Below are 26,390 nucleotides of genomic sequence, written 5' to 3' on the forward strand. Positions count from 1 at the left end.
TTATAACGAGGTGTAACCTTATAGTTTAACTCCTTATTATCATTATAGACAAGCTGTGATGCCTTCTGCCAATAGCTAAATCCACCTTCAACACCTATGATGGAACCATCGATATGATACTGAGCAAATACACCAACTGTTGGAGTAAACTGCCACTTGTCTTTGAAATTGTAATTGGAATAATAGTCTTCAGGAACAAGGATTTTATCCATTCCTGTGTTGACAGACATTCCACAACCTAAACGGACACCTAACCGGATAGGTGAAACCTGCGCTGACAAGTTTCCCCCAGAAAGGAATAATACTGAAAATATAGCTGCATTCAAGACTGTTTTCATCATACTCATACACTGTGGTTACATATTGTTAAGATGAGGCAAAAATACAAAAAAGAAAGAAAACAAATCCGAAAATGCACAGATTTAACACTTCCTGTGGTAAAATATTACCCAGGATATTGTAATTTTCGGTTTTTATCTTAACTTTGCAATGGGATTAAGTGTTCTTTGAGGCAATGCAGAATAAAGAATTGGAAAGAAACTCGCTCGTTTCCAACTCGTAACCCTTTTATCCTTTATACTTCCTTATTCTATTGATTATCTGAAAGATACAAATATCTTGAATCTTTTACGGGCGTTAATAAGCGGTTAACCTGATTCGGTGCATCTCTAAAAGTATTACTTTTACTATCATAGATGTATTTTTTATTACCCTCTTGGTAATGTATCTATCCTCTGCGTTGAGTAGGATTGGAATTTTCCACATCAATACGAGCACCGCTTTTCCCTTTTCCTTTCCAAAGTGTTTTACTTGATAACTGAGCACCCTTACCACTTGAATGCTTATTTCCTGAGCCTCTTGGAGCATTTTCATTCAAATGACCTTTTTTATTTACAAGATTCTTCGCACCATTAGCAGCCATCACTGAACCATGAGCGACTAACACAGCCCCTGTTGCCGCCCCCCTCCAATAACAACCACCACTGTCGAGGTTCCTAAACTGGGTCCTTCGGCAGCTAAGCCTACAGTTGTTATCGTAGTTCCAGAAGCAATCATTCCAGCACCAGTACCGCCTTCCCCGTACCAATTCCTACACTTGCAGCATCGCCTGCAGCCAGTCCTCTGTTGAAGTCTGTGGGATTGGAAACATGTCTGCCTGCATAGCTACGAAGATTTATGAGTCCACCAGTAGCATTATCTAAAAGAGTATCACCAAATCCCTTAACCTTATCCCAACCATCTTGTCCATTTGGATCTATAAATTTTATGGTATTATTAAAGGTATAACAATAACTACTAATATTATGATATTTCTCCTGCAATGGGTCCGTACTCATCCACAGGTTCAGTCTTGGAGCATAATATCTCGCACCATCATAGTAGTACATACCGGTCTCCTCGTCCAAATCCTTGGCATTGAAGAGATAAGGGGTATTCCACGTATTGTTGCGCTCTTCGATGAACACTTCGCCAAACGGAACATACTCGATGTGCTGCGAAACTTCGCCATCAAGGTTGGTGATGTAACTACTGCTACCCAAGTGGTCAGGATGATAGTAGAACTGCATCTTTTCGTAGTCGTCGTTCGGCTTGAAGTTGCCGCTTGCAGCTCTTGTGCGTGCCATTGCCTGCATACGGTATTCGTCTTGGGTCTGTCTCTTATGTTCACCGATATATGCTGCTTTTTTGATTTTACTTCAAATTCAATCATAATTTCTAATTAATTATGGTTATCAATTATTTAACGTCGTTCTTTCATGTTTATTGCTTACGGCTTTTAATACCCATATAAGGATAATGTGCCGATTATCAAAGGCTATAAATTTGCATTGTAAATGAGAACTGTCCGGATTCTATTTCTCCAAACCCAAACCTGCAACCCATCTTTCTCAAAATCGTATACATGTTGCCGTTGCCCTTTCCCAGATACTAACACATATATATTATCTTCACTATCTGGTTCTTTAGAGAACTCTGTAAGGAAATCTGTATACTTCATCCCTATCAGATTCTTATTATGAAATAGACAATATGAAGAACATATAATTGTATTTATTGAACCATCCGTATCACACCACACATTAATTTCTTCTCTCTTGAAAAAATAAGAAATGTTTGAAAATGTAGCTTCATCATACATTTTCTTTGTATGCTCTTGACTTAAATACATATTGATATTTGAACCAAGGACGAAATCTCCATATGAAACATTGGGAATTAGTCCTATATGTTGTTTATATTTCATTATGAAATTACCGTTTTGTCGTACTTGCGTTCTACTATGTTCTATACTCTTTAATTGTTTGGGGCTATAAATTATTTAACATTATTCTTTCCTGCTTATTGCTTCGCACTTTTAATACCCATATAAGGGTAATGATGAACGCTCTTGTATGGATAATAATTAACTTGTTCTATGTTCTTTTATTTATCGTTAGCCACTGGGATGTTTGCTATAGATATTGTCTTCGCCTCGTGGGGGAGATGCGCGATTATATCTATTAATACAATTACCACTTTAAATTGTAGGAAACTTATTTATCATTATATTTATGAAAAACATATTCGTCTCCATCATCTTGATTTATATATATAAAAACGCTGTGAGGTATCTCCTCCTTAAAGTTTATTAAATTGAGGATTCCAAGAACAGGCTGCCCATTCAAATCTTCTTCCATTACATCCTTTATATGTAAAATATTATCTTCAACTTTTACAAAAAAACCTTTGGAGAAATTTGAGTAATACCCTTGTCTTATTCTATTTTTATACACAATAATATTTCCAGATGAATGAGGACTTTCTTTTAGCCCAAATGTATCTTCTTTTTTTAAAAAGGATATAGTGTCATTATCTGAATTAAGAATACTCCCCACAAAAAGAATTTCTGACTTACAGATATTATTTCTGTCTTTTGCTATTATAACAACCTTTTGTTTTATATGATTAACAATTTTATTTTCATATCTTACAACGGTCCTATCATATTTTTCAAAGGTTGTATAGATTGTGTCTCTTACAAAGTCTTGACTTATATTGTGAGATAAGCCTTTTGCATTATAATAGCTGTTGATGCCGCTTATAAAACAAAATAGTAAAAAAAATCTGTACATATATCTTCTTTTATAATCAGAACCATAAAAGCTATGGTTCTGATTGTTAACATTTATTTCATATGACTTATGTATGTATTCACCTTTTGTAGATAATTTTTTACTCCGCCACCATTATATCTCTGTATAGCAATTTGCCATCCTTTAAAATAGACATTTTTCCCATCTGAACGTAGTCCCTTTTGATATAAAATTCCTATACCTGCATGAACGGATAATTGCGGTGTTGCCCCTCCCATTTTCCGAAGACCAAATTGTGATTTCGAATCGTTCCAATCGTTTGAACTCGCAGAATACCAAACATTTGCTTGCATAATATCACTTTTGGCATTATTTAAGCTACTTCCAGGGGCTGTTCCTATGCGAGTTTCTTGCATAATAATAGCTTTTACAATATCTGGATCTAAGTTTGGTATTGAACTAGGATTATTTATATAAAGTCCATTAGTATGCTTCGGGGTAATTCCCCTATTTTTGTTTTGGTTGAAATAAGAAACTTCTGCAGCTATAAGGTAATCATATTTTTGATATTTTGACGAAGACAAATCAATATTGCCTTCATTGTAATTTATAACTCCAGGCATATCTGCTTCAATCCATCCAATGTGAGATTTTCCGCTTAGATTTTTTGTTTGAATATTCTTGGCTTTTAAATTGTGTACAAATGTAACATTATTTTTGCTTGAAATTCTTTTGGCTTCTGTCCCCCCTGGATTTACAAAAACAGTATCAGCTCCATTATAATCCAAGATTATGATAGGGTTTTGCAAACAATATACATACGGACTAGCATCTACAAATTTTTCCTGCAACGGATCTGTACTCATCCACAGACTCAACCTTGGTTCGTAGTATCTTGCCCCATAGTAATATAATCCCGTCTCCTCATCAAATTCCTTGGCGTTGAAGAGATACGGCGTATTCCACGTATTATTGCGCTCCTCGATGAACACTTCTCCAAACGGTACATACTCAATGTGCTGCGATACCTCACCGTCGAGATTGGTGATGTAGCTACTGCTACCCAAATGGTCAGGATGGTAGTAGAACTGCATCTTTTCGTAGTTGTCGTTGGTCTTGAAGTTGCCGTTTACAGCTCTTGTGCGTGCCATCGCACGGGCTTGTGCCGCCTCCGGCGTACCGTCGTTGCAGCAGAAACCCTGACCGTTTACATAGTCGTCATTGTCCTTACCGTTATAAGGTTGGTCAAACGCCTTGTAATTTTCCTTGATAGCCTGCAACTGCTCGCCATATTTTTTCTTGTAGTCCACCGTCAAGCCGTCAGCCTCATTGCCTGCGTATGGAATTCGTCTTGGGTCTGCGCCATAAGAAGCGAGGTCGCCAAGCTTGCTGACAATTCTCTGGCTACCCACATAAATGTGCTTCGTATATTTGCCACCTTGCCCTGCCACGAGGTATGGGCTGACATAGAGACTGAACCTTGCCGTACCAGTGTTACCACCTGAGAACTCAGAGTTCACATAGATAGCTTCGTTCTCGCCACTGGTCTTAACTGTGCGCTCACCATCGGCATCATACCAATAGTTGCTCACAAATCCATTCTCATCAGCTGCCAACAAGCGATTCTCCTCGTCCCAACGATACTTCTGCTCACTTGCCTTTTCATCTTCCTTGCCGTCTTTCTTTACACGTGAGGTGTTGATATAGACAAGATTTCCGTTGAGGTCGTAAGCGTACTTGTGTCCGTTGTTGATATTCGTGCTGTCCGTAGGAGTTTCTTCCGTGCGGTAGTTGATGTCGCGAACATTATCGAGTTGGAACTTCTTGCCATCTCCCTTCTGATAGGTATAGGTGAGGTCGTAGCCTGCGTTGAGCGAACCGTTGAACTGTACGTTACTTTGCGTGAGGTGCTGCTTCTTGCTCGTGATGCGGTGCATGTTGTCGTAGCCCATAGATAACGTATAAGAAGCGGCTTTATTGTCTGTTCCCTTATAAGTACCTGTTGCGCTTGCCAAACGATACAATGGGTCATAAGAGTAACTATGGCTCATCTGTCCGCCTGCCTTGCCACTCTGTGGGAGTGGAGCATTGTTCTTAATACCGAGCACGTTGCTTACTGCATCATAGCTGTAGGCATTGTCCATAATAATACCTGCCTTAGCATTCACCACGAGGTTCTGCAAACGTCTGCGTGCAGAGTCGTAACTGTAGAACGTCTCCGCTCCATTACAATACTTCAGATAGGTGCGCTGCTCAAACTTGTCGTAGCCTATCTTGTTCACATAGTCGTAGCCATAGGACTTGTAGCCACGCACATGGTCTACCTGTCCGCCGAGGTTGTAGCCGTAGGTGACCTTTTCCTCATCGGGGTAAATCATTTCCAAGAGGCGGTTGTGGCTGTCATACTTCCACTGTGTTACGTAGGTTGCCACCGCCTGGTTTGGCACAATCAGCGTGCGTACCGTCTTCAAGACCTCACCCATCTTACCGTAGTAATACTCGATAGCACCACTACCGTCCTCACGAAGCATCAATCTGCCGATACGGTTGTGAGAAGAGTTGATACCACCGTAATGGTACTTCACGTTGTTTTCCGGATGGTCGGGATAGTTGATAGCCGTCAGACGACCGTAATCGTACTCGTAATTGATGGTCTTGCTCTCCTTTTTGAGATTGGCTGTCTGCTTGGTGAGTACGTTGCCCAAAGCATCGTAGGTAAAGGTGGTGATACCGCTGGCAGGGTGATTTACCTCTGTGCGACGGTCGCCCATATCATAGACGGATGTCGTTACGTTGCCTTCGGTGTCTGTTACCTTGACCAATCGGTCGATGCCATCATACTCGAAAGAAGTGGTAATGATACCATCGGGTCCGCTGAGTTGCTCGGTCTTCACCGTCTTGCCACTACCATCGGTATAAGTTGCTTGACGATTACCCAACGCATCAGTTACAGTCGTTACGAGTGTATTGCTACCTGCATCGGTAGAGTACTCTGTCTTGGTCTCAGCATTGTCCGGAAGCGTTACTTTCATGGCACGGTCAAGCACGTCATAAACCGTTACGGTTGGCGACACGTTGTCAAATGCCTTGTTGAAAGTTGTCTTGTTTCCCACTGCTTCGGTTACAGGGTAGTAAGCCTTAGCTACACGACCGAAAGCGTCATAGACATTGCGTCCGCTGACAATCATTACGGTCTCGTCTTTCGGAGCACTACCCTTAGCAGCTGTCGTTACCACACCGTCTTTCTTCACCTGAACGGGACGCCCGAAGCCGTCCACGAAGGTTACGGTCTCCATATCATCGCTTGGGTGCTGTATGTCGTAATGCTTCGTTACTGCGTAAGCAGGCGATGTAATACCGTTGGTGCCGAAAGTAGCCTTAGGCTGATAGTCAAAGGCAATGATGTAAGGCACACCTGTTGCCAACTCATTAGGACCACGCACAGCTTTCACACGTCCGAGGTTGTCTATATCCGTTTCATAATAGAAATGGTTGAGATCCATACGGCGGAGTGCCATACCATAGCGGTAGTCGAAGTTGGCTGCCTCGCTACGGTAGCCAAATGCATCGTCTATGCGCTCCACATACATATTCATCACTGGCTCATAGCGGTAGGTGTACCACATGCGCTGTCCCTTGCTGTTAGCAGGAAGCGTGGTCTTGATGATGTTGCCGTAAGCATCATAAGTATAGTCAGAGACAGCTTCGCCGCTTCCGAGTTGTTGTTTAATCTGCGTAATATGGTCGGCATAATTCAAATCGTAAGTCGCAGAAACTTGATGATAAGTCTTACCATCACCGCCCGTTACGGTTACGTTGGTAGGCAGCCCGAAGATATGTTTGTTATCATTGTGAGCATATTGTATTGCTGTCTGGTAGTTGAACTTACCCGAACCGTCAGCACCCAACTTGCCCTTATCACTGAACTTGTAGGACTTCAATTCACCATGATGCCCCGTGAGGTAATACTCATTCCAAGCCTCTGAGGTGGTGATGCCACTTGCCTGTCCCTCATACTGCTTATTGGCGGTATAGCGTAGCGGTACGAAAGCAGAGGCGCGGTCGCTACAGAGTTTCTTCTGTTTGTTGAAAGTATAGCTGTCACCGTTGGCTGTGATATAATAGCCGTCATATTCATTGCGTGTCTCGGTGTACTTGTTGCCTTTGGCATCCTCCACAGAGGCACTAAGTTCGTTACCTTGTGCGTAGTAGGTGGACACATCGTAGAGTTGCACAGCCTGACGATAGACTGCGGATTCACCCTGTTCGGTGTCGATATTCTTGGTTACGACCTTTCCAAAACCGAGGAACTCACGTTCGTGGCGATCTTTCTGTCCATCTGAATAGGCAAACATCGTCTTCATCATCGGTCCATCATCACGGATACCATCGTCAATGGTTACGGACGACATTACCCATTTACCACCGGGAAGTCCGTAGGTAGGCGTGCTGTGTTCGTAGTCCAGTGTAAAGGTTCCGCCAAGGGAGTTGGTCACGCTCTTGAGCATGTTCGTTCTGCCGATGGCAGAGCGGGTTACTTTCAGTTCACTTTCCTTATCGGATTCTACGATGTCGAGGTAGCCGTCGCCGTCCACATCTTGCAAAGCATAGGTAGGGCGATTGATGCTGTGGCTGAGTGACACCCCAGGATTGACGGCAATCTTGACGTTTACAACAGGAATTGTAACAGGTGTGGTAAAGGAGGTATTGACGGATTCTGAGGTAGAAGAAGCATTTGACAATGATTTAGCACTCTTCCACACTATTGGCTGGTCAAAAGATGAACCATTATTGAATGCAACACGCACGGTGTAGTCCTCCAGTAAGCCATTACCTTCTATCCATACTCTATCCGGCAAACCGTCACTATTCAGGTCGGTAAGGTTGTACTTTTCTTTATTTTCAGAAGTCGTAAGTCCGATGCCCCCGGAATAACTACCACTGCCGATACTGAAACCACCACCGGTACTGAACGTTGTGGCGTTACCACCTTGTATCTTATCAAAATCCCACTTGATTGGTTTGGAGAATGTATATCCGAAGTTTAACCTAACATCACCATTCTGATAAACCCGATCCACCAAACCATCACCATTGATATCAATAAAGCTCTCTTCGCTCCAATCCTCATTGTTAGGAGTGCCCAATGACAAACTGACGCTGGCTTTGCCTTCCAGTGATGACTTCAGGTTATTATTGTTACTCTTAGAATTCTTAGCGTGTGGTATCGTTATTGAGAATGACGCAACAGGGATACTTCCAAGGCTCCATGTCTGTGATAGATTGCTACTCTTGATAGTACCAATATCTGTCTTTTCTCCACTGATACCACCTTGAGTGTTGGTGTATTGGATTATACCGCCGGCAAGGATGTCGGGGTAGCCGTCACCATTGAAGTCCATCATGGTGGATTTAGTGGTGCTGCTGCCTGTAGCATTGTTGACCGTGAGCATACTTACACCTGTCTGTATGACAGTGCTGGTGCTGGTGGTCTTTTGTGTGATGCCAAATGCACCTGTCCCTTGTAGGCAGTCTCCGCTTACTGTATTGTCATTAGCCATCTCTCCAAAGAGATTACCAAGTACAACATCCTGCTCCGTCAATCGAGCTGTTCCGGCTTCCGTTGCCGTAAGGTAGATTTCTGTTCTCTGTCCTGTCCAGCGTGACAAGGTGTTCAAGTCCGTTCCTAAAGGTGTAAAGACCATCTTCATGGGGTCGAGCCTGTCTTTTTCACTTTTTGGGAGTTTTAGCAGACTTTCATCTATAGGCTTGGCATAGCGTCCGTCAGCGGCATTGTACACAAATCCGCCCCAACCACGATAAAGGTCACCAAAGCCCTTGTCCTGCATCTTGGCATAGAAACCGGCATTAACCTTAGTAGCTACAGGAGAAGACGAAGGCACCACACTTACTGTCGACAACGTTGCATTGACACCATCCAATGTTTCGGAATAGAAGAACTCGAACCAAAGTTTTTCAGACGGTGCGGAAGTAATCTGCATCGGTTCGCCAAATATCAAACCATTAACGATGGAATATTCTTTCTTGGAAATAAGTGACGTTGCCGTTTTGGCTGTAAGTGTTACCTTACCGCTTACGTTGTTAGAGGATAACTGTACGGTAGGTGTTACCGTTAGGCTTGTACCTTGTGTGGAGGTATAGGCTGCTGGTAAACTCTTTGTGTCGGAATAAGTGCTGTATCGCACACCCAAATTCACATTGATAGGTGAACCTACGGAATCACGATAAGTGGCAATGGGTTTCCACGACAGCGATGCCCAATCCACGTTGGAGGAAGCGACAACCTCACAGGAAAGGTTATCAAAGCCGTCTGCTACTTGATAAGAGGCTGTTATATCTCCATTAAAAGATTCTTTGGGAGCAAAAGTACGTTCGAATACGGTACGTTTCCCATAGTTGGGATTGCTGTTCCCTTGTTCATCCGTCTTGTTATTGGCAGCAATGATACGGATAGTCAACTCGTCGGTTGTAGATGGCTTGACGAATTTACCGGAGAATGTTATATCTTTGGCATTAACGCCTATCTCACCCTCACTGGTATAAACAGCCCCCTCGGTAGCCTTGTATACATTGGAGGTATAACCATTGGGCTGTACTCCCGATGATAGTCCTTGATAGATTACTTCCGGTGACCAAGTGACGTTATCGAATGCACCGTTACTCGTTTCGGTATTGCCGGACTGTACACGGAAATAAATCTTATCACCTTTTTGAACTGTGATATTTGAAGCGGTGGCAGGATAACCGGTTTCGTCACCTTTGGTTATCATCTTCTGCCATAGTTCCGTACCACCTTTTTGGATGGCAACACGTACACCGTCTGCCTTATCGTATTCCGACTTGTCGAAGTCACCGGTCGGCTTCAACAAACGTACTTCACCCGAAATATTCACAATACCAGCTGCCGGTGCTTGCCATACACGCACCATATCCTCCATAGGAGAATTGGCAATGACCTCGGCTTGTTCTTCGGGCGTGACTGCTCCAACGGAAGTATCTAACTTGCTATTGTCGTAAATAATGGGACTTGGTGTGTCTGCGCTGCTCAGCGTAAAGGTTGGTATGGCATTGCCTGAAGCATCAAACTCGATATGATTGAAATATACCTTTCCGTCAGAAACAAGGTCTACCAATCCGTCACTATTGATATCGGAGAAATAAACCGTAGTCTTGGATGAGGTCTTGGAGAGGTCTGTACCAAGGGTGGCAACAATCTTCTGCCATCCTGCTTTTACATCGGCTCCTCCAGAGTAGGAGTTACTACTAGACTTAGAGAAATTGCTGATACCACGAACTCGGATGGGCTCTCCATAGATAACCGCACCATCAACGGAACGCTGTTGCGGTCTGTAATAGATAGCTCCATCTTTCTTATACACCTTGTCGGGGGCACCATCACCATTGATGTCCGCAAAGGTGGACAGTCCGCTTGATTTATCATTTGAATAACTAAAAGATGCTCCTGCTGTATTACTTGTCGTTGCACTACCATCGCCAAGACCGACACCGGCATAGAATGATCCACCAATGGAAGAACTCAATGAACCGCCCAATGCAGTGGGTTTATCACTGAAACGACCACCCACAGCTGTAATCGGGTTGAGGAACCCAGCATCCAATCTGTCATTATGGGTATCCCACTTCTCTCGGCTGTTCTTAAAAGGCACATACCCCTTAGCAGCCTGTACATCATCATAATAGTCAAAATTCTGATAAGATACTTCTGCACCTTTGTCGTCGAGTTGCTTCACACCCGTAAGCACATCTTTGTTGAACGCACCCTCGCCATAGGTAAAGGCATAACTGCGGAGCGTACTTCCTTGGAAGTGCACCGTTAGCTTCTCTAACAAACGATTCGATGAGGTTAGGAAGCCATATCTTGCATTGTTGTTTTTGAGTCGTTTCTGTTTACTGCCTTCTAAGACAACCACTGTGTGGGGTGCTTGTCCGCTATTACCGGCACGTACTTCCTTAAGATAAATGGCTTTTGCCACAAGTCCACCACGAACAGGTTCATCGGCTGTCTCATAGACGTATTCGATATAATCACCGTGTGTTTCTTCCACACGTTTGAGCTTCCATTCGGTAATCACCTCACGGCTTTGACCGCTTGCATCGGTGATGGTACCTTTGAGAACGGCACCTTCTCCACCATAAATATATTTGATTCCTTGTTTGTCGGTTACTTCCCAAGTATAGTCGGCAGGAGAATTACCCTTTCGGATAATACGGCTGAAGTCTCCTCCCTGCCGAGTGTAGAACTGTCTGTCCGCTTTTCGGTTCATCTTCTCACCACGGTGAGCCACACCCATCTTGCCGTCGTCACCCATCGTGGAAAGCATAGAACCCGACATCAAATAAGTCTCGGTTTCTTTACTTGTATCGTATCTTGGAACACCCCAGCGAGTATCCAACGTAATAGAAGGAACAGAGAGATTCCAACCCTCTCCAAGCCATCCACTACCGCCTTCACTGCTGTACTGTATGCCCAAAGAAGGAGCCATACCATTGCGTGCGGGAGGCATTTCAAAGGCATACTGAAGATTGGCAGAACCTCGGTTGTTGGCTGTAGGAGGTGTAATGAGATTGATTTTTGATGTCGGATCCGCTGCCTTGATGTCGTTCATCATTGTTGGTGTGAATCCGTCGGTCTGTGGTGATTCGGGTGCTTTGATGACACCGTTAATCATATCTGTAAAGTGAGTGGTCTTTGATACCACACAGGCAGAAGCCTTGTCCACTTTCACCCTTTCGAGAGCCACCCAATGCTTTGTCTCTTTATCGAAATAGTAGGTGTTGATATCGTCTTCAGTAAAACCGTTTGGTATCCTCGTGCGGTCATACTTGATTTTGACTGTCGCACCCTTCCCAGCAAAGTGTTCGCCGTGAGGCAAGAAGCGATACCCCTCGTCACGTGCCGTCACATTGGTCATACCATAGTCCAAAGCGGGGATATCCGTTTCACGAAGTGCCGTAATGGTGTATTTCCCCGTTTTAGAAATTTCGCCCTTGGTAACGGAGAGCGTATTGCCGGCTATGACAAGGCTGTCGGATTGATGAGCAAGGAATTGTTTTCCAACCACTGTTCCAACAGAAACAAAGGCACGGCTGAAATCAGCTTTGCTATTCCGTGCAACGGAAAGCGTTTTGTTTACGCTTTTACCTGATACCGAAGCCGTGAGAGACAATCGACCTGTGCTAACAGGAACTACACCTTCGAACTCTCCATTTCTGACAGTTATCTTTTGTCCTGATATAGTAATCCCATCAGCTTTGCCACGGATAAATCCATGAACGTATACCAAAGAACCGTATGCTGTCGGATGCTCTGAGAACACAATGGATTCTTGTGTCTTTTCGAGCGGGGAGGTCTCTATGCGGACATTCCTGACGCTATAACTGTAAGAGGCATCAGAAGGAAGCGTGAACAATATGGTGTTCTTACCTGCCTTAACCCAAGAGGGACTGATTTCCTCCCGAACGGTCTTCCATTCCTTGGATAGTGCCGTAAGATAACCGCCCACTCCCGGACGGTCGTTGATACTCTTGCTTACGCCCGATGCAGAGGATACACCCTTTAGGTCATAAACAAGCCATACCCGTGAATTGGAAGGAACCTTGGCAAGAGTAATCTCGAAAAGATTGTCTTCGGGGTTGTCCGAAACCCGTCCGTCGGGCTGTCCTATGATGCCCGATGGATGGTCTGCTGCATAGGTGGCTGCGCGGGATGCTGTCACTGTTTTAGTATTACCCCTTCTAATAGCCTGTGAGTTTCCCTGCACAGCCTTCACCGTGTTATGTGTGTTCGACGTGAACGTCTCGGTCTGTGCTGTCTCCTGTAATATACTCGTGCCGTTGTTTTCACGTGCACCGTCCTGTCCCTTGTATATATGCGTCGCAGCGATGGCTGCGGTGATGGCTGTCAGTAATGCCGCCGATATGAGGTAATGCTTTGTCTTCATAGCCGTTGGGGTTTAGTAGTTTGCCATTATCTTCCTTGTGAATTCTTTTTCTAAGGTGAGTGCTTTGACGACGTACACGCCCGTCTGCGGTACGGTGAAGTCGGCACGCTTTATGGTGCCTCCCGCCATGTCCGTCCGGCTCAGCAGCCTTCCCGATGTATCATAGACGAGCAGTTCGGCATCGGTTTCCTTGGCGAGTCTCAGCTCGGCACTGAATGCCATACCAGTCCCGTCCTTCCTTGTCACAGTGAGGGCAGAATGGGCTTGCCTCTCGATGGACGAAGCCTTGCCTGCCGACCTTGTCCGTGCCTTGGGCACGCTCGGGCTGCACTCGCTGCCGATCATTACCGCCATGCTGTCCTCGACCGCCTTCTTCGTCTCGTAGGCTACGCCCCTCGAAACGCTCGTCAGGGCGAAGTCTCCGCCGTCGATGCTCAGCCCGTCAATGGTCGAGAGTCCCTTGTTGAAGCCCATGCCGAAGAGCCAGCCGAGACCGGCTTTCTTGGCCGCACGGTGGACGACGATGCCGTTTACCGTATAGCTTACCGTGTCGGGGGTGAAGATGATGCCGAGTGCGTCACCTCCATTCAGGGTGACGGCAGCACCCATGGGCTTACCCTCGACCACGACTTGTGCCGTGGCATTCTTCACGTCGAAGCCGTGGAGGATGTTCTTTCCCAGTCCGAGCGTGGTGCAGAGTCCCGCCCTGTAGTCGGAGGTGAGCGAGGGAATAGTCCATGTGACCTCTCCCTGCTTTCGGCGACCGACCGCATGGGCATACTCAACGCCTCCCGTGCTCTCCGCCATGATGTCGATGCCCGCGTTCTGCTTAATGAGCAGACTGTAGTTTCCCGGGAGCAGGTTCTTCACCGTGTATGTCTTCGTGGTGAAATTTCCCCGTGAAGCTACGGCACCTTTCTCCATATTCTCCACGGAATCCGCCAGCAAGCTGTATGAAAAACTCGGCAGGCCGACCACCATGCTGATGTCAAGGCTGCCGTCCTTTCGCGGCTTTCCGCCCGTACAGCTCGCATCGTGCGGTGTCAGCCGTGCCAAAATGCCGTCGAAGCAGGCGAAGGTGAACGTGTCAGATCCGCTGCCGTCGGTGTCCATGAAGATGTTGTCGAAGATGAGTTTTTCACGGCTCGCGTCCTTGCGCGAGCATCTGATGATGGTGTTTTCCTGTATATCGGTCTTGTCGCCTGCGTTTCTGTCTATGAGCATGAAGACGTTGCGGTAGTCCGCACCTGCGAACTTGTTGCCTTTGGCGAGGACTCCGTATCCGAGCTCAACCATGTTGCCGCTGTCTCCAAAGCCGTTCCTGCGCAGCTTGGGGATATTTAATGCAGTCTCGCCGCTTGCGATCTCGAAAATCATGCAGGCTGCCTTTGCCGTGCTTTCAACGGGTATGGTTATCTGCAGGTCCTTACTGCCCCTGCCGTCGATGAGTAAGGTTACGCTGTTTCCTTTCCTGCGTACGATGAAACTCTTTCCGCCCGTATTGCCTGTTAAGACACGATTCCGTATTGTTCCGTCCTCTACGATTCGGATCTCACCCCGTGCGCTGACGTTGAAGCCGTAGGCGCACTTCGTGCCCGATGCCTCGGTGAAGCCTACATTGTAGGCGGGATGGAGCCTCGGGTTGTTGTATTCCATCGTGCCGTTTCCCGTGTCGAGCGGGGAGCTGACGATGTATGCGCCCTCCTTGGGTTCATTCTGCGACACTGCATCCATAAAACCATCGGAGGTGACGGTGATGCCGTTCCGTGTCCAGACGTCCCTCCTGTATTCGGTGGAGTCGATGTTCGTCCTGACGAGCCACCTGCGGTTCATGACGTGCCACGGTGTTTTTCCTTCCGTCTCGGCGGTGGTCGTGGCGGCATTGTCGTCGCCCCATATCATATAGCCGCCGTCGGGTATGGGCGAGCTGTCCTCACGCCCCATGACGAGAAGGCGTTGGCTCGTCGGCAGGCCGTATGGGTCTGCGTCTCTGAAGCTGTCGTATGTCTTTTCAGTAGAGTATCTTGGTGCTTCCTCGTAGCTCGTCGTGGAGAGAGGCTGGAAGAGGTCGCCCGCGTCGTCACGCCCGATGCCCGTCACCCTGTGGTGGTAGGCGGCACTTTCGTCCCTGTCCCATGAAAGGTTGCCAGTCCCCGTGTAGTACGAGCCGCTGAGCGTGATGCCGTATCTGATGGCGAGATAGGTCTCCACCTGCCTGCGCTCCAGCGGCGTGAGCGTCCTGCCGTATGCGATGAGCTCGGGCGTGTAGCCATTGAGCGCACCGCCCCCGAACAGGGACTTGTCAAAGGCTGTCGTGAAATTGACGTCTCCGTCCCTGTATGTTCCCGTGGTGATGGTCGCACGTCTGCCTTCTCCCCACACGGAATGCACGGGGGCGTATGCCCTGATGTATGAGACGATGCGGGGACTCGTGGACTTGAATTCCTCTGCGATCTGCCTCTCGCTCCCCGAATAAAGAAGGTCCTCGCCGGCCGTGCTTCCGTAGTCGAGCGGTTCTATGCCCTGCTGCCCGACCGCCTTGTCCCTGCTCACGAGGCTTCCCGCACCCTTGCGTCCGCTGACGGCATATAGCACCTCGTCCTTGTTATAGGCGGTAGTCGTCGGGGCAAACACCCCGATGACGGTCATCTGCGCGAGGTTGGAGTATTTCAGCAGACTCTCCTTCGGCTGATTCCCCTCGGAGAAGTTCAGGGCGGGGTTGAAGTTGAAAGTCCGTATCCATGTGTACCGCTGCGTGAACTCACCACCGTAGGCTGCGCCCTTGGCATCGTAGAGGTTGGTTCTAACGGAGTCGCCCGAGAAGTCGCGCCAATGATAGTACCCCTGCAAGTCTGTTGTCAGGGGGACGGTCTTCAGCCATGCCTCCGCACCGCTGACCTGACCGGGTGACTGCGCACGGGACTGCACGGGAATGAATAAGGCTGTAACTATTAGAAATGCTGTTTCGTGTAAATGTCGTCCCATAAGTTAATACTGTCTATGTTCTTTTTCAGTCTGATAAGATACCCGCAATAAAAACGGTAAAGAGAGAAAATCCGTAAAATAAAAGTGAGATGGATTGTATCGTGTGTGCGAAAATTGATTAATGCAAAGCCTTTTCGTAGAGTCCTGCATATCTCCCTTGACTGCCGAAAGTGGCGTTCTTTATGTCAAGGGGGCTGAAATTGGTAAAATCAACGTTGTCTTCATAAGCATGAACGTTTAAGTTGTTTTTTCCTAAGCGCAAATATAGGTTATTCTTCTTTAATTTGCAAGGAATTGCATGGATTTTTTTTGTTTTTGATATACAAAAGGGCGACAAGAACAATAAAAAGGAAGTTTTTAACAGCAAATTCACGATGAGATGGGCTTTGGGCATAAAACGGCAATTCAAGTGCGGAAAAATGAAACGGACTGATAAAAAAGTGTGGCTTTCTCTTGTTTTCATCGAAAATAAAGACTACCTTTGCAACGTTAGGTAAGTGGTCTTTGAGACATTGCAGAATAAAGAAGGGGAAAGAAACTCGCTCGTTTCCAAATCGTAACCCTTTTCTTCTTTATTCGGTGTTATTCTATTGATTATCTGAAAGATATAAAATTCTGAAATCTTTTACGGGGATAGGTTGTGATTTTCTTCTCATAGAGGCTCTGGGCTATTGAGAGGGTTTTGTCTGCTGAAAAGCCGTGGCATCTGTTGGCATCTTTCTGCAAGGCAGTAAGGTCGTACAAGAGTGGTGGCGGTGTACCAGCCACCTTTCTTACGACCGATTCAACTTTAAGCTGGCTCTGACTGCGAAGTGTAGCGAGAGCAGTCTGTGCCGATGCTTCACTCTCATAGTCTGCACTGCCAATGGCTTTCAGCGACACACCCTCTTTTTCTGTAAGGACGGATATTTTCCAATAGGGTACGGAAGAGAAATCACGGTTCTCTATGTACCGACGGCAGACCATTGCCAAAGTCGGGGTCTGTACCCGCCCCAAGGAATAACCTCCCTTGCGGGCAATGGACAGCGCACGGCTTGCATTGATACCCACCAGCCAGTCAGCTTCGCTTCTTGCCTTGGCAGAATGATAGAGATTGTCGTAATAGTTTCCAGGTTTGAGATTGGAAAGTCCCTCACGAATAGCCTTGTCTGTGAGTGAACTTATCCAAAGACGATCGAAAGGCTTTCTACAACCAAGATGTTGGTAGATATAGCGGAAGATAAGCTCACCCTCTCGTCCTGCATCAGTAGCGACGATGATGCGGTCAGCCTTGTCAAAGCAGGAGCGTATCACTTTGAGTTGTCTGAGTGCTGCTGGATCTGATACATACTCCTTGTCCTTACGTACTTGTCGTACCACTAACTGAAAAGGATTGGGACGAATGGGCAGGTCTTCAGCTTTATAGGCAGAAAAACCGTAGGCTTCGGGCATGGCAAGGGCTATGAGATGTCCCATTGCCCAAGTGACGACATAGCCGCTGCCTTCCATATATCCTTCTTGTTTACTCTTTGCCCCTACGATGCGGGCAATATCTCTGGCTACCGAGGGTTTCTCGGCAATAATACAAGTTGTCATAGTGTAGAATGGTTTTAAGGTTACATCTTACGTCCACGGGACTTCTTCTGCTTGTTTTCATTTTGCTGTTGCTTCTGCTCGGCAGTAGGTTGTGTCTGTCCCGTTTTGAGTGGTTCTTTCACATCCTTGGTGGCTTCATTCGTATTACCGTGGTTATTGACGGCTACCTGTGTTTTGTGTTCTTCGGCTACGGCAACCACCTTTTCTTTGCTGGTTTCCTGCTTCTTGTCAGGATTCCACTTGTAAAAACGTGGTCTATTCTGTTCTTTGTCCATACGAACGTACGCGTTGAAAGGTTGCCCTTGTTTATCCACCATATTCTTTAGATATAGTGTGCGACCGCTATCCAAGGCTTCACGCTGTTTATCTGATAACTCTAAGCCGCAAAGCTTATGTGGGATGCCTTGCTGCTGTGTCTGTTTGTGTTCCTGTCGTTCTCTTAAACTCTTGTTGTCGCCAAAGATAAACTCAATGCCCTTTCGCTCGGCATTGACTTGCAGGGTTGCATTGAATATCTTACCACTCTTGGCAGTCATTCCTTCCACCTTCACGGCTTTGCCTTCCACAAGTTCTTTGTACTGGGCATCAGAGAGCGTTACGCCCTTGATCTCCTTAGGGATGTTCACACGGTCGGCACGCAGGGCTATGATTTCATTGGTCTGCGGATCGATAGATACGTAGGCAGAGAAAGGGTCTCCGTTCTTAGGTGTTACTTCAATGGTCTTGCCAAGATTACCCGTAGCAAGGAGTTGCTCCTTTTCTTCGAGAGAGAACTTGTAGCCCATATAGGGAAAGTCAAGCTGTGGTTCTTTTCTCAAAGGATGAATTGCCAAACCGACATTGCCGCTATCGTCCGTGCGGAAAGCAAGGCGGGCTTCGGTGTAGATGGTCGTGTCGCCAATGGGAACGGCAATCGTTACGAGGTTGGTCTTTTGCCAGTTAAGCATTTTTTCCAGTTCTCCGCCCTGTTCCAATCTCTCACGGGACAGTCCAAGGTTGTCGAGCATCTTCCAGTCCACTTTCTCGGGGTCGATGGCAGTGGTATTCTTCTTTTGCGGCAGATAATCATCAAAGGACACCCCAACCTCTGCCAGCTGCTGCTTGCTTTCAGGCTTCTCACGGCTTTGTAACATAGTACGCAGGTTGTCCACGCCCTGCTCCACATTGTCTGACAATACCTTGTACAACCCGAAATGAGTCGGATTATTAAACTGTTTGAGGAAGTTGGTCATGAAGTTTTTCAGAAGTCCATCCTTGTTGTTGAACTTCAAGAACGCCGCTTGATTGGCAGCTGTTGCTTCAGTGGTCTTAAGGTTGCCCTTGTCGTCGATACCTGAAACTACGGAGAGTTTTCCCATTTCTTTTTCGTTCTTTACTTCCGTGCGGTCTTCCAAGACCAGCACGTAATTGTCATTGCTGTTTGATTCCATAATTCTTATATTTTTATGAGTAAATCCTTGTGATATTGCAAAAATATAAGTATAAAATGAATCAAACCGAAATCAGAGATAAGGCTGGATAAATAGAGAAATGTCGGGAAAAGTACAGATTGTACCCCTAATAGAGAAAATAATCCATCAAAAATTTCCGCATCTGAAAGAAAAATGATAAATTTGCAACTAATACGCATTAAGTCTATGTTATGCATGCCTAACGCTACTTTATCCATCTGTGTGCAGTGCTATCAGAAAAGGATATTATCAATCGGAAGCTTATCATCATAATAGCAATTTCATCTTTATCCCCAAAATAGATGTATGGAAGTACAAAATTTAGAAGATTATAAGGTTGCAATTATCATTCCTGCAATAAAAAGAAAGTTTCTTCGTAAAACATTAATGTCTATATTTCTCCAGACTTTAGATAATTTCCATGTCTATATAGGAGATGACGCCAGTAAAGAAGATTTGCAGAGCGTTATTCTTGATTTTCCCCAAGACAAAATAACCTATAAAAGGTTTAAAACAAATCTCGGTTCTTGTGATTTGATTTCACAATGGAAACGATGCATTGCGCTAAGTAGTGAAGAGCCTTGGATATGGCTATTTAGTGATGATGATTTAATGTCTCCAACTTGTATAGAACAATTTGTTGCATTTGCAAAAGGGCATAAGTCAGATTTTTATCGATTTCAGACAAGAAAGATTGATGAAAGAGACAATGTCATACAAGAGAATATACTTCCCTTTGAGACAGACTTAGATACCTTCTTGAACAAGAAACTTAGTTATAAAATTGAAAGCTATGCGATAGAATGTATTTTTAAACGGAATTTTCTTGAGACTTTCAATCAAATACCTCATACTCCCCTAGGTTGGTGTTTTGATGATCTTTTATGGATTAAATTATTATCTTGCTTCTCTATGTATACAATTCCAAATGCATGGGTTCATTGGAGGTGTAGTAACTTAAACATTTCAGGAAGTAATGATAATAAAGAATCTGCAATTAAAAAATTAGAGGCATGTTCGATTTATTTGAAAGAAGTGCGGAAATTAAATTTGATTTTCAATAGAGAACGACTTTTTAGATACTGGATTATAAAACAGTATATAGACAAAATTCCCCACATAGATTCAGTAGAACACGTTAAAGAATACTTTTCGCAAATTCCATTACTGAAATGCAGTAGTAGTGAGTATTATGCTATTCCAGCAACATTTGAACAGGAACAATGTTGGGATTATCATATGCAACCAAAAGATTGTATTTCCCCACAAGTTTTATTCTTTAGTTATCAGTTGAAAGTTTCTTCATTTGAAGAAGCAGATAAAGTGGTTAGTAATCTTGTACTACATAATGATTCGTTACGCGCATCTTTTGTCAAAGAAACAGATGAGTTGATGTTAATTATAGCCAAATATAATTCTCACAAAAAGTATAGTTGTCATTGCACCTATAAAGATAAGGAAGAGTATAAAGAATCTTTAAATAATTTCATTTTGAGGAATGAACAATCTCTTGATATTAGGAAGGATAATTCTTTAGTTAAAATATTTATTTCTTCTGTATCTGGGACAAAATTTCATCTACATATTTTTATTCACCATCTGCTTTGTGACGAATATTCACTATCTCTGATGAAAAATCAATTGGACTCAGATTTTAAGATAGGTGTCGAAAATCAGAATAATACGATAGCAGACTACACTTTATGGCAAAGAAGACAATGGAAGAATAATAGTGTTATAATCAAAGATTATTGGGGGCAGAAGCTATCTGAAGCTATGAACATTCCATTCTCTTATACATTTCATAAGTCTGGAATAAAACAATACGATAGAAATGACTTTTTGCAAATACTAGAAACATCTTGTTCAGAACTTTACAGAACCAAATTAACAAAAGAAAGTGTTCAAGCACTTCGAAATATTCAAAAAAAGCAGACCTCGAGTTTACTTTGTATCTTTTTTTATGCCATTCGGTTTCTCTTTTTCCATTATTTTTCCTATGAAAAAATTCTATTGTCAAGCCCTTTAAGAAATATAACAAATCGAAGGTTTCGAGATACTATAGGATACTTAGCAGGAGGGTTGTATTCTTATGACAAGTTTGTAAAAGTGGATAATCTTAAAAATGATATGGGAAATTATTATTTCTCTTTACTTCAATCTATGAGATTTCTAATATCTAATCACAAGTTTTTTGGTTTAGATGAGAAAGAGTTGAGATTATCTAATGGCGTTTATGTAAACATAATGCCTGCAAATTATCGAGTTGACATCATAGAGGAAGAGTATGCAGATAAATTTGTCCATACTGATAATATGACATATTATCCTTTTGAGATTTATATAATAGAGAAAGAAAACGCCGTTTTTATTGAGTATGCATTCAACAAGGCATTATATACAGAATATGACATTGAATATTTTAACAAACTCTTAAATACATCACTATTAAAAATTGATAGCTATGAGTAATTTTTTTATAAAAAAATTCCTACTCTGTATCGGAATAGGCTATGCCATATCTGTAAATGCCCAGAATAAAATAAGTGGAAGAATTTTAGATGAGTATAACCAAGGAGCCGACGCAGCAATCGTCATGTTGTTTACCCAACCTGACAGCATTCTTGCAGAGACAACACTCACCGACGGAAACGGAAAGTTTTCGTTTCCATTACGGATAGGAAAATTCCTTTTATGCGTAAGAATGTTGGGTTACAAAGAGATTAAAAAGGAAATCACTATCCGTGAAAACGCGAAAATTCCCGACATGCAATTAGAACCGGATGAAATCGTATTGAAAAATGTAGTCATAACAGCACGGAAATCTCGGCCGATGACAAGTTCGTCTAACGGGAAAATACAGATTAACGTGGCGCAATCTTATCTTACGGATATCGGAGATGCACTGGATGTTTTGAAGCATTCTCCCGGCATTTCTGTAAACAGCAAAGGCGACATTTCCTTGGCATCACTCGGAGGAACTGCCTTATATGTCAATGGAAAGAAACTGATGTTGCAAGGTGAAGAGCTGTCGGCTTATCTGCGCTCTCTGCCTTCATCGAAAATCTCCAAGATAGAAACTTCGCCCAATCCTAATGCGAGTTTTGGGGCCGATGGAGCCGGAGGAATTATTAATATCATCTTGAAAACCACGGAGAAATCGGGCTTTTTCCTAACAACTTCGCACAGCATTGCCTATTGGGAAAACGTGAGACAGAACTCTGACATCGCATTATCCTATAACGCGAATAAATGGCAATTGGGATTGAATTACAACCACAGTATAGGACATCATGCCATGGATTATGGCTATGAAAAAATTCAGAATGGAGATAAAAGTTTATCTGAAACCATAGATACTGATAAACGAAACACGCATTCGGCAGGCATTGACTTTTCCTGGCAGCTCAATCAGAAGAGTAAATTGTTCTTGAACAGCACGGTGAACTTGCTTGTTGGGCCTGGCTTGACAGAGACAACGACAAGGGTGTATAAAGGAACTTCCGCATTAGATGGCATCTTGAAAGCACGCAACAACTATGTAGAGCAGAAAACAGTTCGATACAGTAACAGCATGAACTACCTGTACCGACCCTCCGAAAAACAGCAGTTGTCGCTTTCGGCAGACTGGACCCACTTTGATGGTAAAGCCCGATGCGAGCAGCCTAATGATTATTTTTCACCGATGAACAAGCTTGTTCGTTCTGATTTGTTTTACTCTCAGCCCGATAAAGACATAGACATTTATGCCTTGTTAGTAGACTATAAGTATAATCCTAATGCGCGGAACGAGTGGCTTGCAGGCATAAAGACTTCGCTTATCAAAAGCAATAACACCTTCCTCTTCAAGAGAAATGGGACTATTGACCTGCAACGCTCAAACAAATTTGATTACAATGAACATAATATTGAAGGCTACACACAATATACGCACACTTGGAATAAATTGGAGTTAAGTGCAGGCCTGCGTATGGAATACATGTACACCCACAACAAGCTAAATGCTTATACCAATCACAAAGCAGAAGAAAACAATAGGAAAAAATTGCGTTTATTCCCTAATATGTCTGTATCATATACGTTCAATGAGGAGAATAAATTGGCCCTTTTATACAGCAGACGGCAAGATAAACCGCGATATGAAGATCTTAATCCCTTTGAATATCTACTTGATGAACTCTCCTATTGGAAAGGAAATCCCTTCCTCAAACCACAGATTAGCAATAAAATAACATTGAACTATACACGGAAGAGTTTGTCTTTGAACTTATATTACAACAAACTTGATGATTATTTCACTTCCCTCACAGATGTTTTTGAGAACAACAAGACGATAATGACAACGAAAAACATCGGAACACAACAGCAAGTTGGATTGGAAGCGATTTTCTCTAAACGCCTTACTTCATGGTGGGATTTCAGTACAAACGTAGGACTTTACTACTTTGTGAATAAGTTGGATTACGAAAGATACAAACAAGAATACAAGCGTCCATCCTGTTCCCTCTCGGCAAGCAATAACATTCTTCTGCCTTGGGGCATAAACTTTGAACTCTCCGGACGATATTACTCAAAACGCCAAGGAGGAAGTTATGAGATTAGCAAGCCTACAGGAAGCCTTGATTTGGGCTTCAATAAGAGTTGGCTTGAGAATCGCATTCGACTTTCATTACTGATGACCGATATTTTACATACAGAACGTTGGGATAGTTATGGAGTAAAAGATGCCCTGAACCTCTCATCGTGGGGATATGGAGAAAGCCGTAAAGTCATTCTGCGCTTCAGCTATAGCTTTGGTAAACAGAAATTCAATAAAGTGGAGAAAAACATTGAAGAATTAAATCGATTATAATTATGTCACGACAACAAGAAATTGCACAAATTGTGCTTGAGATTTTAGAAGAGCCTATCTCTGAAAAATCAATTAATGAGATAATAAATTGTCAAAATATTACCGATATGGGAATGACCTCTCTTAATATGGTAATGTTCATTGTAGAACTTGAGAATAAGTATGATTGTAAAATCGACATTACGGGACTGTGCACAAAAGACATGCATACAGTAGCTGGTTGGTGTAAGTTAATAGATAAAGTAATTACGAAGTGAAGATAGTTATCCTTACTGCAAAATGTGGACTTGGGACTTATATCCCGGCGGTGTATACCTATAAGTATATGCGCTCTCACAGCGTGGATACTGAAATGCTTGTATGGGAGGATTTTTATGAAACCAATAATAAGGAAAGGGCAATGTTGTTTCAAAAAAATCCTAGAATAGCTGAAATCTCCTATGCATATGATAATAACAAACAGCCTACTTTTTCTACTACGACAAAAAGCATTCTTAATAGGTATCTTGATAAGGAGCATGTAACATATATATGCTTCTCAGGTATTTGGCATTATGAGCTTTTGACTCAAGTAAAAGTAAAAAAGAGTGTTATAATCAACGTAGTCATGGATGCTTATCATTCAACATTGTGGGCTCCTCAAATTGAGGACGAAGCAACCAATACAACCACACTCTATGCCCTTGGAGAGAATATTTACACTCTAAATAATGAAATTAAAATTACTGATTATAAGGAAAGGAGAGGAATACTTGTACAAGGTGGTGGTTGGAATTTGATAGATCGTAATCAAATAAGAACTTTACAAACCCAGACCAAAGAGAATTTGATTGTAGCATTGACTAATGATGATCCTCAAATAACTGGGAATAAGATTTTATATAACCAAGGAGAAAGTTGTAATTTCCCTTATCCTATAAACCGAGATTATGTACCTGACACCAACTATCATCCATTATTAGATGAATATAGGAAAGCAAGGTGTTGTGTAGGCAAACCAGGAGGTATGACAATTATTGATTCTATAATGACTTGTACTCCTTTATTACTTACAGATGTGACAATCGGTCAACATGAACAAGCAAATCGATTCTTTTGCAAGAAGAATGGTTTAGCAATAGAATTACAAAACTTAAATTACAATCAAATTGTAACGCAGTTAGAAAGACTTCATGAAAGATTGATTGATATCTCTGCTTCAGCCAAAAATTTATGTCTCACCCTACTAAATCTTATTTAATTTCAATGGATAAAAAACTTCGACAGTTATCAATCATTAAGAATAGATTTGAAACTTGTAATAGATGTTTCAATGAGAGGAAAAAGAATTCTTCATACTGTGAACCTGTCCCTAGTTCTGTGGGAATTAAATTAACAAATAGGTGTAATTTAAGGTGTAAACATTGCTTTGAATGGAGTGAAACAGGTTATCATCACAATATGAAGCGACAAGATATGTTTGGAGATGTCCCATTATCTATGATTTTAGATTTGCTAACATTTACCAAATCAACAAAAGCTCCAATATATCTTTGGGGAGGAGAACCAACCATTTACAAGAGGTGGGATGAATTATGTAGCTTGATTTGTGAATTTGATAGAGATGTCGTGATTTGTACCAATGGGGTCAATATTACAAAATTGTCTGATTCCTTGTGTAGACTGGGAGAGCGTGTCACGTTATTATTTAGTATCGAAGGCTTTTTAGAACAACATGATGCAATTAGAGGCAAAGGGATGTATTTGCAAACAATAGAAGCTCTGCATGTCTTCTCTCGTTTAAAGTCTATCGGGAAATACAAGGGCTTCTTATCCGTAGAAACAGTCGTTTCAGACCCTCTCATTCCGCATTTAGTAGCTTACTGTGATTCGTACAAGGATACGCTCATTGATTCCCTATACCTTAATTTCCCTTGGTTCATAAATCCGACGGCTGCCTCTTCCATGGACATATTTTTTGAAGAGACGTTTAAAGATATTTGTTGTGGACAAACAGTTCTGAAAAAGAATTATTCTTGGCATTCTTTCGATTTTAGAATATCAAGTGTTCTCATTCATAACTTGAAGAAAGCCCTTAAAGAGATAAATGAACAAGAATACCCATTTATGATTCATTACAACCCCAGTTTAGAAGAAAAAGATTTAGTAGATTATCTAAATGGCGAAGATATTTTAAAAACGTCTTCACAGATGTGCCTGTCTTATTCTCAACGTATAGACATACTCCCTAATGGAGATATTTGTCCTTGTAAGAAGTATCCGGAATTAACGGTTGGAAACCTTAACAACCAATCTATAGAGAACTTATGGAATGGAGGTAACTTTGAACGATTTAGACGTGCTATAAACAACAGGCTAATGCCTATATGCTCAAAATGTGAATTATTTTATGCTTACAACAAAAGTAAATAGATTATGGCATCTTATTGAAGAGAGCTTAATCTCGAATGCACTGAAGCCATGCATTTCA

At 43.2% G+C, this 26,390-nt stretch carries 11 protein-coding genes and 3 pseudogenes; 5 read left to right on the forward strand and 9 right to left on the reverse strand.

Annotated features, from left to right (window positions below; all coding sequences use genetic code 11):
• The 9 genes and pseudogenes from O3603_RS07960 to O3603_RS08000 form a co-directional block, all read right to left on the reverse strand.
• Positions 1-341 (reverse strand): annotated as a pseudogene (locus O3603_RS07960) (PorT family protein); the annotation flags it as partial.
• A gap of 386 nt (positions 342-727) precedes the next feature.
• Complete coding sequence (locus O3603_RS07965) at positions 728-922, reverse strand: hypothetical protein (protein ID WP_371522046.1); 195 nt, start codon at positions 920-922, stop codon at positions 728-730.
• Positions 923-1,241: 319 nt separating this feature from the next.
• Positions 1,242-1,631: pseudogene (locus O3603_RS07970) on the reverse strand (RHS repeat domain-containing protein); the annotation flags it as partial.
• 185 nt (positions 1,632-1,816) lie between these two features.
• Complete coding sequence (locus O3603_RS07975) at positions 1,817-2,245, reverse strand: hypothetical protein (protein WP_006046073.1); 429 nt, start codon at positions 2,243-2,245, stop codon at positions 1,817-1,819.
• A gap of 289 nt (positions 2,246-2,534) precedes the next feature.
• Positions 2,535-3,113 carry a hypothetical protein gene (locus O3603_RS07980; protein WP_006045580.1) on the reverse strand — a complete coding sequence of 193 codons (579 nt, stop codon included), beginning with the start codon at positions 3,111-3,113 and terminating at the stop codon, positions 2,535-2,537.
• 53 nt (positions 3,114-3,166) lie between these two features.
• Positions 3,167-13,057 (reverse strand): toxin TcdB middle/N-terminal domain-containing protein, encoded by a 9,891-nt coding sequence (locus tag O3603_RS07985; RefSeq protein ID WP_371522049.1) that lies wholly within the window; start codon positions 13,055-13,057, stop codon positions 3,167-3,169.
• Between the two features lie 12 nt (positions 13,058-13,069).
• Positions 13,070-16,042 (reverse strand): T9SS C-terminal target domain-containing protein, encoded by a 2,973-nt coding sequence (locus O3603_RS07990; RefSeq protein ID WP_371522051.1) that lies wholly within the window; start codon positions 16,040-16,042, stop codon positions 13,070-13,072.
• 627 nt (positions 16,043-16,669) lie between these two features.
• A pseudogene (locus O3603_RS07995) lies at positions 16,670-17,617 on the reverse strand (DNA topoisomerase); the annotation flags it as partial.
• A 20-nt stretch (positions 17,618-17,637) separates the two neighbouring features.
• On the reverse strand, positions 17,638-19,047 hold the full coding sequence (locus O3603_RS08000; protein WP_371522053.1) for a DUF4099 domain-containing protein: 1,410 nt from the start codon (positions 19,045-19,047) through the stop codon (positions 17,638-17,640).
• A 327-nt stretch (positions 19,048-19,374) separates the two neighbouring features.
• On the opposite strand from O3603_RS08000, the gene O3603_RS08005 reads away from it, so the two are divergent.
• The 5 genes from O3603_RS08005 to O3603_RS08025 are packed head-to-tail and all read left to right on the forward strand — an operon-like array spanning position 19,375 to position 26,332.
• Positions 19,375-21,540: a glycosyltransferase gene (locus tag O3603_RS08005; RefSeq protein ID WP_371522055.1), complete on the forward strand. Its 2,166-nt coding sequence runs from the start codon at positions 19,375-19,377 to the stop codon at positions 21,538-21,540.
• On the forward strand, positions 21,533-23,920 hold the full coding sequence (locus O3603_RS08010; RefSeq protein WP_371522057.1) for an outer membrane beta-barrel protein: 2,388 nt from the start codon (positions 21,533-21,535) through the stop codon (positions 23,918-23,920). The genes O3603_RS08005 and O3603_RS08010 overlap by 8 nt, the downstream gene beginning before the upstream one ends.
• Positions 23,921-23,922: 2 nt before the next feature.
• Positions 23,923-24,177: an acyl carrier protein gene (locus O3603_RS08015; protein WP_219447058.1), complete on the forward strand. Its 255-nt coding sequence runs from the start codon at positions 23,923-23,925 to the stop codon at positions 24,175-24,177.
• The gene (locus O3603_RS08020; protein ID WP_219447060.1) at positions 24,174-25,160 is read left to right on the forward strand and encodes a hypothetical protein; all 987 of its coding nucleotides are present in this window, start codon (positions 24,174-24,176) and stop codon (positions 25,158-25,160) included. The genes O3603_RS08015 and O3603_RS08020 overlap by 4 nt, the downstream gene beginning before the upstream one ends.
• 5 nt (positions 25,161-25,165) lie before the next feature.
• On the forward strand, positions 25,166-26,332 hold the full coding sequence (locus O3603_RS08025) for a radical SAM protein (protein ID WP_219447062.1): 1,167 nt from the start codon (positions 25,166-25,168) through the stop codon (positions 26,330-26,332).
• Positions 26,333-26,390 lie beyond the last annotated feature (58 nt).

Source organism: Prevotella sp. 20925_1_30, assembly GCF_041433025.1.
Taxonomy (GTDB): domain Bacteria; phylum Bacteroidota; class Bacteroidia; order Bacteroidales; family Bacteroidaceae; genus Prevotella; species Prevotella vespertina.

What these genes read in the sequence shown, in the direction of transcription:
- O3603_RS07985 (WP_371522049.1), bottom strand. Translation starts at nt 13,057, where the DNA reads ATGAAGACAAAGCATTACCTCATATCGGCGGCATTACTGACAGCCATC.
- O3603_RS07975 (WP_006046073.1), bottom strand. Translation starts at nt 2,245, where the DNA reads ATGAAATATAAACAACATATAGGACTAATTCCCAATGTTTCATATGGA.
- O3603_RS08015 (WP_219447058.1), top strand. Translation starts at nt 23,923, where the DNA reads ATGTCACGACAACAAGAAATTGCACAAATTGTGCTTGAGATTTTAGAA.
- O3603_RS08025 (WP_219447062.1), top strand. Translation starts at nt 25,166, where the DNA reads ATGGATAAAAAACTTCGACAGTTATCAATCATTAAGAATAGATTTGAA.
- O3603_RS07990 (WP_371522051.1), bottom strand. Translation starts at nt 16,042, where the DNA reads ATGGGACGACATTTACACGAAACAGCATTTCTAATAGTTACAGCCTTA.
- O3603_RS07980 (WP_006045580.1), bottom strand. Translation starts at nt 3,113, where the DNA reads ATGTACAGATTTTTTTTACTATTTTGTTTTATAAGCGGCATCAACAGC.
- O3603_RS07965 (WP_371522046.1), bottom strand. Translation starts at nt 922, where the DNA reads ATGGCTGCTAATGGTGCGAAGAATCTTGTAAATAAAAAAGGTCATTTG.
- O3603_RS08000 (WP_371522053.1), bottom strand. Translation starts at nt 19,047, where the DNA reads ATGGAATCAAACAGCAATGACAATTACGTGCTGGTCTTGGAAGACCGC.
- O3603_RS08010 (WP_371522057.1), top strand. Translation starts at nt 21,533, where the DNA reads ATGAGTAATTTTTTTATAAAAAAATTCCTACTCTGTATCGGAATAGGC.
- O3603_RS08005 (WP_371522055.1), top strand. Translation starts at nt 19,375, where the DNA reads ATGGAAGTACAAAATTTAGAAGATTATAAGGTTGCAATTATCATTCCT.